At 65.7% G+C, this 12,105-nt stretch carries 9 protein-coding genes; 5 read left to right on the top strand and 4 right to left on the bottom strand.

The features are described from left to right. Nucleotides 1-175: 175 nt before the first annotated feature. Complete coding sequence (locus tag SR3_RS16710; RefSeq protein ID WP_084455649.1) at nt 176-928, top strand: FadR/GntR family transcriptional regulator; 753 nt, start codon at nt 176-178, stop codon at nt 926-928. A gap of 238 nt (nt 929-1,166) precedes the next feature. Here SR3_RS16710 and SR3_RS16705 read toward each other — a convergent pair whose 3' ends face one another. The 3 genes from SR3_RS16705 to SR3_RS16695 all read right to left on the bottom strand — a co-directional run bounded on the left by SR3_RS16705 (nt 1,167) and on the right by SR3_RS16695 (nt 5,752). After that, nucleotides 1,167-3,434, bottom strand: a complete 2,268-nt coding sequence (locus tag SR3_RS16705; protein WP_068088625.1) for a putative bifunctional diguanylate cyclase/phosphodiesterase — start codon at nt 3,432-3,434, stop codon at nt 1,167-1,169. Nucleotides 3,435-3,643: 209 nt separating this feature from the next. Continuing rightward, on the bottom strand, nt 3,644-4,855 hold the full coding sequence (locus SR3_RS16700) for a M20 metallopeptidase family protein (RefSeq protein WP_068088622.1): 1,212 nt from the start codon (nt 4,853-4,855) through the stop codon (nt 3,644-3,646). A gap of 12 nt (nt 4,856-4,867) precedes the next feature. Beyond that, nucleotides 4,868-5,752, bottom strand: coding sequence for a CDP-alcohol phosphatidyltransferase family protein (locus SR3_RS16695; protein ID WP_245653957.1), 885 nt, complete (start codon nt 5,750-5,752; stop codon nt 4,868-4,870). Nucleotides 5,753-6,145: 393 nt separating this feature from the next. Here SR3_RS16695 and SR3_RS16690 point away from each other — a divergent pair, with 393 nt between their 5' ends. Next, complete coding sequence (locus SR3_RS16690; RefSeq protein ID WP_068088617.1) at nt 6,146-7,246, top strand: inositol-3-phosphate synthase; 1,101 nt, start codon at nt 6,146-6,148, stop codon at nt 7,244-7,246. A gap of 331 nt (nt 7,247-7,577) precedes the next feature. Next, entirely contained in the window at nt 7,578-8,327 is a 750-nt protein-coding gene (locus SR3_RS16685; protein WP_068088611.1) for a phosphocholine cytidylyltransferase family protein, read from the top strand. A gap of 224 nt (nt 8,328-8,551) precedes the next feature. On the opposite strand, the gene SR3_RS16680 is transcribed toward SR3_RS16685, so the two are convergent. Then, nucleotides 8,552-9,058, bottom strand: coding sequence for a DUF2141 domain-containing protein (locus SR3_RS16680; protein WP_068088608.1), 507 nt, complete (start codon nt 9,056-9,058; stop codon nt 8,552-8,554). A 295-nt stretch (nt 9,059-9,353) separates the two neighbouring features. On the opposite strand from SR3_RS16680, the gene rpe reads away from it, so the two are divergent. Next, nucleotides 9,354-10,016 carry a ribulose-phosphate 3-epimerase gene (rpe, locus tag SR3_RS16675; RefSeq protein ID WP_068088606.1) on the top strand — a complete coding sequence of 221 codons (663 nt, stop codon included), beginning with the start codon at nt 9,354-9,356 and terminating at the stop codon, nt 10,014-10,016. 3 nt (nt 10,017-10,019) lie between these two features. Continuing rightward, nucleotides 10,020-11,948: a heparinase II/III family protein gene (locus tag SR3_RS16670; RefSeq protein WP_084455648.1), complete on the top strand. Its 1,929-nt coding sequence runs from the start codon at nt 10,020-10,022 to the stop codon at nt 11,946-11,948. Nucleotides 11,949-12,105: the final 157 nt, after the last annotated feature.

The raw sequence follows: 12,105 nt of genomic DNA, 5'->3' as shown, positions 1-12,105 counted from the left end.
CTCCCCCTCGGGGAACACCTTTCAGCATAATCAGCATGATGATCCCGCTGCGGCGCATTGGCCACAGCGACGGTCTGACTGCGCCCATTCCTGTGTCCCGAAGCGGCTCGGCTCTTGCCAAGCTGTCTGGCGACGCCTCTACTGCCCACAAAGACAAGACGTTGGGAGTATGGGAATGGATGTGTCGCTGGCCGATGGCCGCAGGATGCCGGGGCCAGAGGCGGGGCTCGGGCGCAATCTGACCTATGGGCTGCTTGATCTGCTGGGCAAAAGGATCGTCACCGGCGCCTATGAAACCACCAGCTTCCCCACCGAGGCCGAACTCTCCGATCAGCAGGGCGTCAGCCGCTCCGTCACGCGCGAAGCGGTGAAGATGCTGACCGCCAAGGGCCTGCTCACCGCGCGCCCCCGGCAGGGCACCAGCGTCCAGCCCGCCGCCTGCTGGAACCTGTTCGACCCCGATGTGCTGCGCTGGATGCTGGAGCGCAAGGTGACCGCTCAGTTGCTGGAGCAGTTCAACCAGCTGCGCAGCGCCATCGAGCCGGGCGCAGCCGCGCTGGCGGCCCGCACCGGCGATCCAGCGGGTCTGGCAGGCATCGAGGCCGCCTTTGCCCATATGCAGGCCACAGAGGCCGGGCAGGAGACCTACGCTCACCATGAGGCGCTGGAGGCCGATATCGGCTTCCACCTCTCGATCCTGCGTGCCTCGGGCAATCCGTTCTTCATGCAGTTCCGCGATGTGGTGGCGACGGCGCTGCGCACCTCGATCCGCATGACGCGCAGCATCTCGGGCAAGGTCTTCGATCTGGCCGCGCATGAGGCGGTGATGCTGGCCATCCTGCGTGGCGATGCCGATGCGGCCTTTGCCGCGATGGCCGCGATCATCGGGGAGGTGTCGCGGATCATGGAGCAGGAAAAGGCGGCCTGAAGGGGATCGAAGGAGAAGATGCGAGGGTCATAACCCTCGCGCTCCCTTTAGTGTCTACGTGGCGCACAGGGTTCAGCGACAAAGCAACGTCGCTGCGCCACAGGCAGAAAGAGCTTTAAAGCCTGCGGCGCCTGAGGTGGTACAGGTGGAAAGCCTGGGCACAAGGATCGGGCGCCACTGCCATCTCGTCGGAAGACGGAATGGGAGCGCGAGGGGGTAACCCCCTCGCATTTTCTTCTTATCTCCCCGGAATCATCTTCTCCAGCTCGCGAGCCCCCACAGGCCGGCTCACCAGATACCCCTGGAAGTGGTTGCAGCCACACAGAGCCAGCCGCCGCCGCTGGCTCTCGGTCTCCACGCCCTCCGCCACGATATCCAGCCCCAGAGCGCGCCCCAGCCGGACAATCGCATCGATCAAGGCCTCGGCCTCCTCCCCGCTGTCGAGGTTCTGCACGAAGCTGCGGTCGATCTTGATCTTGTCGATGGCGAAGCGGTGCAGGTTGGTCAGGCTGGCGTAGCCCGTGCCGAAATCGTCCAGCGCGATGGTGAAGCCTTCCTGGCTCAGCACCGTCAGATTGTTGCGGGTGACGCCATCGTCGCCCAGCAGCGCGGTTTCGGTGATCTCGAACTCGTAATGGCGGGGGTCGATGTCATATTCGGCCACCAGCCGCGTCACCATCGCCATGAACACCGGCGAGCGCAGCTGCAGCGCCGAGACGTTCACCGCCACGCGCAGACCGGGCCATTCGCGCGTCTCCTCGAAGACGCGGCGCAGGATGTATTCACCAAGTTCGTGAACCAGTCCGCTCTCCTCGGCCAGCGGCACCAACACGGTGGGCGAAATCGCGCCCTTGGTGGGGTGCTGCCAGCGCACCAGCGCCTCGACGCTGACGACGCGGCCATCGCGGTCGATCTGCGGCTGATAGGCCATATGGATCTGGCCCAGGGCCATGGCCTGGCGCAGATCGCCCTCAAGCGCGCGGCGCAGGCGCAGGGCGGCGTCCATTTCGGGCTCGAAGAAGGCGCTGCCGTTGCGGCCCGCTTCCTTGGCCGCATAGAGCGCCAGATCGGCCTGACGCAGCACATCGGAGGATTCGATCTTTGGATCGGACACCATGGTCACGCCGATGGAAGCGCTGATCTCCACCTGACCGAAGGTGAGATCGATCGGGCGCGACAGCTCGCGCAGGATGCGCGCCGCCAGATGCGAGGCGCCCGCCGCGGTGGTGCCGGGCTGGAGAATCACGAATTCATCGCCGCCCAGCCGCGCCACCGTATCGGATTCGCGGCACAGCTCCTTCAGGATCGCGCCGACCTTGCGGATCAGTTCGTCCCCGGCATGGTGGCCCAGCGTGTCGTTGACCTCCTTGAAGCGGTCGAGATCGAGGCAATGCACCGCCAGATCGGCAGGAAAACCGGGCGTGTTGCGCCGGGCGATGGCCAGCAGCTGGCTCAGCCGGTCGAACATCAGGGCGCGGTTGGGCAGGCCGGTCAGCGTGTCGTGATAGGCGACGTGGCGGGCGAGGGCCTCGCTGTCGATCAGCTCGCGGGTCATCTGCGAGGCTTCACGCACGAAAATCCAGCTGCCCCAGCTGAAGGCCACCAGCAGCATGATGAGCGGCGCGGCGATCTCGCGCAGCAACGCCGAGCCGGGGCGCTGGGGCGACCACACCATCCAGCCCAGATCGGCCCCGTCGAGCCCCTTGAGCAGGATGCGCGCCATCGTGTCATCGCGCGGCGGCATGGGCGTCACGACCATATCGGCAATACGGTAGCGCTGGCCGAAGAGCCTGAGCATCGGCGCATCGAGCGGAATCGCCACCATGGCGATGGAGAGCGGGCCCTCGCGCGGTTTGACCTTGCCACCGTCGGGCTGAATCAGATGGGCGCTGACGATCCACACCTGTCCCTCGGCGCGGGCCAGAGCGGTGGTATGGACGGCATGGGCCAGCGCTTGCCCCGCAACAGGCGGCTGATGCGCGGGCGCTTCACGCTGGCGCAGCCCCGGCAGCATTGCCTCGGCGGCGGGGGCGAAAGGCGCGAAGATCGCATCGGGCGAGGCATTGGTGGGCTTGCCGTCACGCGCGCCATAGACGGGCCGCCCATCGCCCTGAAGCACGAAGGCGCGGGTTGCGCCCACCTGCGAATGCATGAAAACGGCGAAATAGGCATCGGCCCAATGGCGGTCGAGGCGATTGCCCAGATGGTCCACCGCCTCGTCCCATTCGACCTGCGGGATGACGGCCTGTTCCAGCTCATGCATGCGCAGGGCGAGGCCGCGCGCCACCATGGCCTGTTCATGCTCGCGGGTTTCGCGGTCGTTGCTGGCCACCAGCTGCATGGCGATCACCGCCAGCAGCAGCAGCGCCACCACCGCCACCACCGCCACGGGGCGGAAGATGCGGGCTCGGCGCCGGTCGAAGCTGCGGTCGGCATCGGCGTCGAGCGCCGCGATTCTGGGCGCGACGGGTTCGACCTCGGGCTCGGGTTTGGGCAGCGCGAGCATGGCGGTCAGAGTCCGGCGCGCGCCACACCAATCGCCTGCCCGAATTCGGGGCCAGCGAGCAGGCTGTGGCCAGGGACGTGGTGACCGAGTCTCATTGTGCCGCCATAGTCTACGCCGTGTTAGGGAAGGATGCGGAGCTTTCCTCCGGAATGTCCCTAGGCTTGTGTTGTCGTTGGATCAGGAGCCTGAAAAGCCTAGACTCACTTTGGTTACCAACCGGTTTCGAGGAAGGCCTGACCCAGCCCGGCCAGCAGGGCGCTGCCGCGCGGCAGCACCGCCTCATCCAGCACCATGCGGGGGGAGTGGATGCCATTGGCCCGGGCCGCGTCCACATCGCAATGGGCCGCGCCCAGGAAGAGCATGGCGCCGGGGGACTGCTCCAGCACATAGGAGAAATCCTCGGCCCCCATGATCGGCGCGGGGAGGCGCAGGAAGCTGTCCGCCTCGAACAGCTGGCCGCTGACTTTTTGCGCCAGATCGACGGCGCGCGGATCGCAGAGCGTGACCGGGAAGCCGGGATGGATCGTCACTTCGGCCCGCTGGCCATGCGCTGCGGCGATTCCCTCGGCCAGCCTGGCGAGCGCTTCACGCAAGGCGGCGCGGTTGGCGGGGGAGAGCGAACGCATCGTGCCTTTCAGATGCGCGGTATCCGGGATGACATTGTGAGTCGTCCCCGCCTCGATTTTGGCGATGGTGACCACCACCGGATCATGAGCGTTGAACTGACGCGTCACCATGGTCTGGATCGCGGTGACGATCTCGCAGGCAACGGGAATCGGGTCGGCGGCGTGATGCGGCATGCTGGCATGGCCGCCCGCACCCGTCACGGTGATGTCGATCTGGTCGGCGCTGGCCATCAAGGCCCCAGCGCGGCCCTGCACCTGCCCGTGCGGGGCATTGGGCATGACATGCAGCGCGAAGGCGGCATCGGGCTGGCGGCCATCGGGGGTTTGCAGCAGCCCGTCCTCGATCATGAAACGCGCGCCGTGATGGCCTTCCTCGCCGGGCTGGAACATGAACAGCACGTCGCCGGGCAGGGTGTTGGCCCGGGCCGCCAGCAGCTCCACCGCGCCGGTCAGCATGGCGGTGTGGGCGTCATGACCGCAGGCATGCATGGTGTTGGGGATGGTCGAGGCGAAGGGCAGGCCGGTTTCCTCGCCCATCGGCAGCGCGTCCATATCGCCGCGCAGCAGCACCACGCGGCGGTTCTGTTCGGGCCCCGCGCCGCCGCGCAGAAAGGCCACGGCGCCGGTGGTGGAGGGGCCTTCGCGCCATGCGAGCGGCAGATGAGCCAGCGAGGCCTTCACCTTGGCCAGCGTTCTGGGCGTGTGCAGGCCCAGTTCGGGCTCGGCATGGATGGCGCGGCGCAGGATGGTCAGGCGTTCCGAGAGATCCTGCGCTTCATCGTAAAGCGTCGCCATGCCGCCCTCCCTTTAACCGATGGCCTTCAGAATCCGCAGAGCTGCGGCATTGTGCATGCGGATCGAGGCCTTGAGCGTCAGATTGAGGCCAATCACCAGCCACAGGAAAAACCAGATCGGGCTGCCCGCCAGCATCGAGAAGCCCAGCAACACCGCGCGCGGATTGGGGCCAAGCACCTTGAGGATGCCCAGAAGGCGTGGCGCTTCCTTCTTCGCGGCGGCGCGAATCGCCTCCAGCCGCGCCGGATGGCCCTGAGCCTGATCCACCGCCTCGTCGATCTGCGGCGTGTTGCCCGCGAATTTGCCGCCGACATACATATAGAGCGACACCAAAGCGCCCGAGGCGCCCTCCTTGGTGCTGGCATCGGCCTTTTCGCGGGTCTGGCGAATCCACGGCTTGGCATAGACCCACCACTGGTAGGAACGCTTCTGCACCTCGACATGGTTGGCCTGAACCACATGGCTCACGCCCGCCGCCAGCATCAGCGGCCAGGCAAGCAGCGCAATCAGCGAGGAGCCGGTCCAGCCCGCGATCTGCTCGTAAGCGATCCAGCCCAGCACGAAATACATCACCACATGGCTGGCATAGTCGCAGATGCCGTCCACCATCTCGCCGATGGGGCTGGCGCGGCCGGTGATGCGGGCCAGATCGCCATCGGCGCCATCCCACACATGCCACGCCATATGCAGCACCATGCCGACAGCCGCGCCCTTCCACCCCCAGCCATGGGCAAAGCCCCAGCCATAGACGAAGGCCGCGCCCACCACATTCATCGCCCCGATCACCGAGACGATGTTGGGCGTCAGCGGCGTTTTGGCCAGCAGCAGCGCCAGCCGCCACGCCAGCGGGTGATAGAGGTAATGGTTAAGGCCGTCCTGCAGCTCACGCGGGCGCATCGGGCGCGCAGGCCTTTTGCTCCCGGGCTCCTGCCCCGACTCTCGTGACGTATTCATCTGCGGTGCGCCATCTGTCGCTACCTTACCCCCGACCGATGCCATGCGCTTGCGAATGCCCTTTGCCAGCGATATAAAAATCGCATAAAAATACTTAGATCTACGGGGCGTTGGCCTGCAACTCATCGCAAACCCGCGCTATCGCGACCAAAGCAGCATATCGCTAAAATGCTTGGCGTAACACCGCTTTGTGGCGGTCCTGCGACAGTTTTGCGCGGGAGACGCCTATCTGGCCGCTTGACCGCGGCCCAACTTCTTGCTTTGGACCTGTGATTTACCGAGAAACGCGCAAGGCGGAGTGCGTCCCCCCGCGTCTCGCCTGGAGGAATTGAATTGATGAAACCGATTAAGGTCGCCGTGATCGGCGTGGGCAATTGCGCCAGCTCGCTGGTTCAGGGCGTTGCCTATTATCGTGCCAACAACTCGTCGGAAGGTCTGATCCATGACCGCATCGGCGGCTATGGCGCCGGCGATGTGGACTTCGTGCTCGGCATCGACGTCGACAAGCGCAAGGTCGGCAAGGACATTTCCGAAGCCATCTTCGCAGGCCCCAACTGCACGGCCGTGTTCCATGCCGACGTGCCCGCCAGCGGCACCAAGGTCATCATGGGCAAGATCCTGGACGGCGTGGCCGACCACATGACCGGCATGGGCGACAAGGGCTTCATCCTGGCCGACGAGCCCGAAGCCACCAAGGACGGCATCATCGCCGCCATCAAGGACAGCGGCGCCGAGGTTCTGGTGAACTTCCTGCCCGTCGGTTCGCAGACCGCCACCGAATTCTACATGGAATGCGCGCTTGAGGCCGGCGTTGCCGTCGTCAACTGCATGCCCGTGTTCATCGCCAGCCGCCCCGAGTGGGAAAAGAAGTTCGCTGACAAGCGCCTGCCCATCGTCGGCGACGACATCAAGGCCCAGGTCGGTGCCACCATCGTGCACCGCGTGCTCTCCAGCCTGTTCGCCGCCCGCGGCGTGACCGTGGAGCGCACCTACCAGCTCAACACCGGTGGCAACACCGACTTCATGAACATGCTCGACCGCCAGCGTCTGGGTTCCAAGAAGGAATCGAAGACCGAAGCCGTGCAGGCCATGCTGGCCACGCGCCTGGAAGACGAGAACATCCACGTTGGCCCCTCGGACTATGTTCCCTGGCAGAAGGACAACAAGCTGTGCTTCCTCCGTCTGGAAGGCGCGCAGTGGGGCAACGTGCCCATGAACCTGGAGCTGCGCCTCTCGGTGGAAGACAGCCCCAACTCGGCCGCCTGCGTGATGGACGCCATCCGCTGCTGCAAGGTCGCGCTGGAGCGCGGTGAGGGCGGCGCCCTGACCGGCCCCTCGGCCTACTTCTGCAAGCACCCGCCCGTGCAGTTCAGCGACGATGTCGCCGCGCAGATGGTCGAGAGCTACATCGCTGACCAGGCCATCGCTGCCGAGTAAGCTGTTCGCTTTTGAACAACATGACGCCGGTTGGGTTTGCCCAGCCGGCGTTTTGTTTTTGCAGGATTGGAAGCAAGGAAGATGCGAGGGGGTTACCCCCTCGCGCTCCCATTCCGTCTTCCGACGAGAGGGCAGGGGCACCGCATCGTTGCGCAAGACCTCTCCACCTGCGCCACCCAAGGGCGCCGCAGGCTTTAAAACCTTTTCTGCCTGCGGCGCTTTACGGGCGAAAACCCCGGCCTAGTCAGAGCGCAACGCAGACACTAAAGGGAGCGCGAGGGTGATGACCCTCGCATTTTCACTTTTCTTCAAAACCACCCGAAAGCCCCGAATGGACGCCCTGATCATTGCCGCCGGCTACGGCAGCCGCCTTGCCGACATTTCACCCAGCAAGCCGCTGACCCCCATCGCAGGCATTCCCTTGATCGAACTGGGCATCCGCAACGCCAAGGCGGCGGGCGCGGGCAAGGTGGTGGTGGTGACAGGCCATGCGGCGGACCGCCTCGAAGGCGCGCTGCCCGCACTGTCGGACCGCGTGGGCATCGCCGTGGAGCCGGTGCGAATCGGCGACTGGTCCAAGCCCAACGGCTGGTCGGTGATGGCCGGGGCCGAGCGCATCGCGGGTGATTACCTGCTGATGATGGCGGACCATATCTTCGCCCCCTCGATCCTGCAGCGCCTCGCCAAACAGGGCGGGACGGATCGCGGTGTGACTCTGGCGGTGGACCAGCGCATCGACAGCCCGCTGATCGATCCCGACGACGCCACATGGGTCGAAACCGACGACCGGGGCTTCATTCAGGCCATCGGCAAGACGATTCCCATCTGGAACGTGGTGGACTGCGGCGCCTTCCTCGCCACGCCGGAACTGGCTGAGGCCATTGGCGAGGCCATCGCTCAGGGCAAGGGCGGCAGTCTGTCGGAAGGCATGCAGGTGCTGGCCAACCGTGGCCGCGCCGCCACCTTCGATATCGGCGAGGACGAGAACGACGCGTGGTGGATGGATGTCGACGATCCCCGCGCGCATGAGCTGGCCGAGGCTTTGGCGCCCCGGTATCTGGCTGGGTATTTTCAAAGGTAAACAAGGATATGCGAGGGCCATCGCCCTCGCGCTCCCTTTAGTGTCTGCCTTGCGCGTCGGGTTCGGCCTTGCGCATAGTTTGCAGCGCCGCAGGTTTCACAGGTGGAGAGGCTGCGCGCCCCATCTGGGCGCCACTGCCCATGAGCCGGAAGACGTTATGGGAGCGCGAGGGGGTAACCCCCTCGCATTCCCTCCTTAAGCCCCTTCAAAACCTGCTTAAAATATCAAGGATACTTCATCTTGATATGCGACGTCAGCCCGTCACGCGTCACGTTCAGGCGCACGGAACTGAACGTCGGCAGCCCCAGCAAGGTGGGCGGGTTGTTCGAGAAACCATAGCCTTCGGCGGGCATCTTGAAGCTGGTCAGGTCGAACTTCTGGTTCGAGTTCTCGTCATGATACAGCGCCAGCACCCACACCCCTGTTTTCGGCAGGTAAATGCAGGTGTTGGTGGTCCCGGCGACAGCCTTGGTCCGCCCCACATAGAGCGAGCCGTGCTTCACCAGAAACTTGCTGGAATCATCGGCATAGAGCGTGATGGCGATCTGGCCGGAATCGTTGCGCACATTTTCCACCACCACATTGATCCAATGCGGGCTGGCGGGGCCGGTGCATCCCGGAGGCGCTCCATCGGCCAGAGCGGGCGTGGCAGGCAAGGCAGCTGCGAAAGCCACGGCGGCGACTGCAACACGCAGCCGACGGGCGAGCAGGGGGAGGGGCGAAAAAGGCATCTGGTCTGGCATCCAGTCGAACAAGCAACACTGGCCCACCGCAAGCGAGGGGCCTCCAACAGGGTTAACCTTCCTGCCATCCCCCCCGGGCCTGACTGGTCGGGCGGGGCAATACAGGAGTGCAGCCTGTGGTGCCAGCACTTCTTGGCAACAGTATGGCAACGTAATTCTCCTTAAACACCCGCAACTTGAGGCCCGGTGGCGGCGAACTGTGTGGAAAATGGCAGGGTCGGTGCTTGAGTGGCCGCGAATCGGGGGTTAAGCCAAGTCGATTTCCGTCGAGAGCCTGCCCGTCATGACCATTCCCCTGATTGCTCCCTCGATCCTTTCGGCCGATTTCGCGCGGCTGGGCGAGGAAGTGCGCGCCATCGACGCCGCCGGGGCGGACTGGATCCATGTGGATGTGATGGACGGGCATTTCGTGCCCAACATCACCATCGGCCCGATGGTGGTGAAGGCGCTGCGCCCGCACACGCAAAAGCCTTTCGACGTGCATCTGATGATCTCGCCGGTGGACCTTTATCTGGAAGGTTTCGCCGAGGCCGGGGCCGATCACATCACCTTCCACCCGGAGGCCGGTCCGCATCCGCACCGCACGGTGCAGGCGATCCGCGCGCTTGGCTGCAAGCCGGGTCTGGTGCTCAATCCGGCCACGCCGGTCGATTGCCTCGACTATCTGCTTGAGGATCTCGACATCGTGCTGCTGATGAGTGTGAACCCCGGCTTCGGCGGGCAAAAGTTCATCTCCAGCCAGCTGCGCAAGATCGAGACGGTGCGCAACATGATCGAAGCCACCGGCAAGGCCATTCACCTTCAGGTGGATGGCGGTGTCGATGTGGAAACCGCACGCCAATGCGTGTCCGCGGGGGCGGATGTGCTGGTGGCGGGAACGTCCAGTTTCCGGGGTGGGCCGGAGCATTATGCCGCGAACATCGCGGCGCTGAAAAGGGCCGGATGAACGATGTGGGAGGTCGGGGGAACGTCAGGTGCTGATCCTTCGGGTTCCCGTGAAGGGACGGTGCGTACGCGCGCCATTCCCTTGACCTCCACCCAGCCCTCGCATGAGGAAACCGCCCTGCTCGCCGATGAGCGACAGGGATCAGGCCGCAGCCGCGATGCCAAGCTGATCGAACCCAGCCGCGCTCTGGCGCTGGCCGATTTCGGGCCCCCAAAGGTGGGCGCGGGCGAGCGCTTGATCCGCATGGCCTATCGCATGGGCGTTTCGGGCGGAATGCTCGCCGCGCCGTTCCGCAAGCCCGCCAAGCCGCGCCTGCTGGCCGCCGTCGCCAATCCGCTGCCGGGCGACCGCGCCTCGGGCATGGCCCTGCGCTCGGGTCATTTTTTGGTGCATGGGCTGAAACTGCCGATCATGCAGGTCGATTTCGCGGGCGTGGCGCGTCTGGCGCCGCCCGTCGAGCAGGCCGTGCATGGCTTCGGCTGGCTGGCCGATCTGGAAGCGCTGGGCCAGGCCGACCGTAACAGCCGCGATGGCCGCGACCAGATCACCCCCGTCGCCGAACGCATTCTGGGCGCCTGGATGCAGGCCAACCCCAAGCCGCCCTCGCGCCCCGGCAAAGGCCCGGCGTGGAGCGTGGACAATGCCGGCAACCGCCTGCTCAACTGGCTGGTGCATGCCCCGCTGATCCTCTCCGGCCCGGACCGGGCGCAGCGCCACCGCATCATGGAGGTGATCGCCGACACCGCCCGCTGGCTCGACCGCAATGTGACCCGAGGCGAGGATCTGCTGGCGCAGGTGACGGGCTGGTCGGCCATTGTCGCCGCCGGTCTGCTGCTGCCCGATGGCCGCCCGCGCCGCCTCTATGGTGAATCGGGCCTGATCGCTGCATTGGGCGAGCTGCTGGGTGACGATGGCGGCGTGATGAGCCGCAGCCCGCTCGGCCAGATGGAGGCGATGGGCGCGCTTGTCCGCCTGATCGCCTGCTATCGCGCCACCCGCCGTGAGCCGCCCCGTGCGCTCGATTCGATCCTGCAGCTGATGGTGCCGCCGCTGCTGGCGCTGGCGCATGGCGATGGCTCGCTGGGCAGCTGGCAGGGCAGCTGGGCGGTTTCGGCGGATGCGGTGTCGCGCATGATCGCGGCGACGGGCGTGCGCACCCGCCCGCTGCGCGATGTGCGGCAGTGGGGCTATCAGCGCGTCAGCGCGGGCAAGAGCCTGCTGCAGTTCGATGCCGCGCCCCCGCCGCTGGCGCGCCACGCCCGCACCGGTTGCGCCTCGACTTTGGCTTTTGAGCTGAGCCACGCCGGGCAGCGCATCATCGTCAATTGCGGCGGCGCGGCGGCAGCCGGTGGCCTGATGCCGGTGCGACTGGAGCAGGGGCTGCGCGCTACGGCAGCCCATTCCACGCTGGTGCTCGACGATGCCAACTCCACAGCCGTGCTGATCAACGGCGGCCTTGGCAATGGCGTGGCCGAGGTTGAGGTCGATCGCCGCACGCTGGAGGGCGAAGGCACCGCCGGCAGCTGGGGCGCCACCCGTCTGGAAGCCAGCCATGACGGTTATTCCACCCGCTATGGCCTGATCCACCGCCGCATCCTCATTCTGCGCGATGATGGCACCGAACTGCGCGGCGAAGACCTGCTCGTGCCGCAAGGCCGCAAAGGCAAGCGCGGGATGGTGAGCTATGCCATCCGCTTCCACCTTGGCCCCGGGATCGACGTCGGCCTGTCCCAAGACAAGCAGGGCGTGGGTCTGGCGCTGCCCGATGGTTCCTACTGGCAGTTCCGCGTCGGCTCGGGCGAGATCGCCATCGAGGAATCAATCTGGTGTGACGGGCAAGGGCGCCCGGTGCCGGTGCAGCAGATCGTGATTCAGGGCATGGTCTCGCGCGGGGGCGGGAATTTTGCCTGGTTGTTGAAGAAGATGGGGTGAAGGTTTGAAGGGAAGATGCGAGGGGGTTACCCCCTCGCGCTCCCATTCCGTCTCCCGACGAAGCCGCAGGGGTTCCCGATCCTTGCGCCCGGACGAGCCACCTGCACCACCTCAGGCGCCGCAGGCTTTAAATCCTCCAGCACCGCGCGCTCGTTCC

The sequence above is a fragment of the Novosphingobium rosa NBRC 15208 genome (assembly GCF_001598555.1).
In the GTDB taxonomy this organism is placed as follows: domain Bacteria; phylum Pseudomonadota; class Alphaproteobacteria; order Sphingomonadales; family Sphingomonadaceae; genus Novosphingobium; species Novosphingobium rosa.
Note: the sequence above shows the minus strand (reverse complement) of the source record. Positions and strands in the feature narration are given on the sequence as shown.

Coding starts and splice junctions, on each gene's coding strand:
- SR3_RS16695 (WP_245653957.1), bottom strand. CDS start 5,752: ATGCGCCCGCGTGAGCTGCAGGACGGCCTTAACCATTACCTCTATCAC.
- SR3_RS16685 (WP_068088611.1), top strand. CDS start 7,578: ATGGACGCCCTGATCATTGCCGCCGGCTACGGCAGCCGCCTTGCCGAC.
- SR3_RS16670 (WP_084455648.1), top strand. CDS start 10,020: ATGTGGGAGGTCGGGGGAACGTCAGGTGCTGATCCTTCGGGTTCCCGT.
- SR3_RS16680 (WP_068088608.1), bottom strand. CDS start 9,058: ATGCCTTTTTCGCCCCTCCCCCTGCTCGCCCGTCGGCTGCGTGTTGCA.
- SR3_RS16710 (WP_084455649.1), top strand. CDS start 176: ATGGATGTGTCGCTGGCCGATGGCCGCAGGATGCCGGGGCCAGAGGCG.
- SR3_RS16700 (WP_068088622.1), bottom strand. CDS start 4,855: ATGGCGACGCTTTACGATGAAGCGCAGGATCTCTCGGAACGCCTGACC.
- SR3_RS16705 (WP_068088625.1), bottom strand. CDS start 3,434: ATGCTCGCGCTGCCCAAACCCGAGCCCGAGGTCGAACCCGTCGCGCCC.
- rpe (WP_068088606.1), top strand. CDS start 9,354: ATGACCATTCCCCTGATTGCTCCCTCGATCCTTTCGGCCGATTTCGCG.
- SR3_RS16690 (WP_068088617.1), top strand. CDS start 6,146: ATGAAACCGATTAAGGTCGCCGTGATCGGCGTGGGCAATTGCGCCAGC.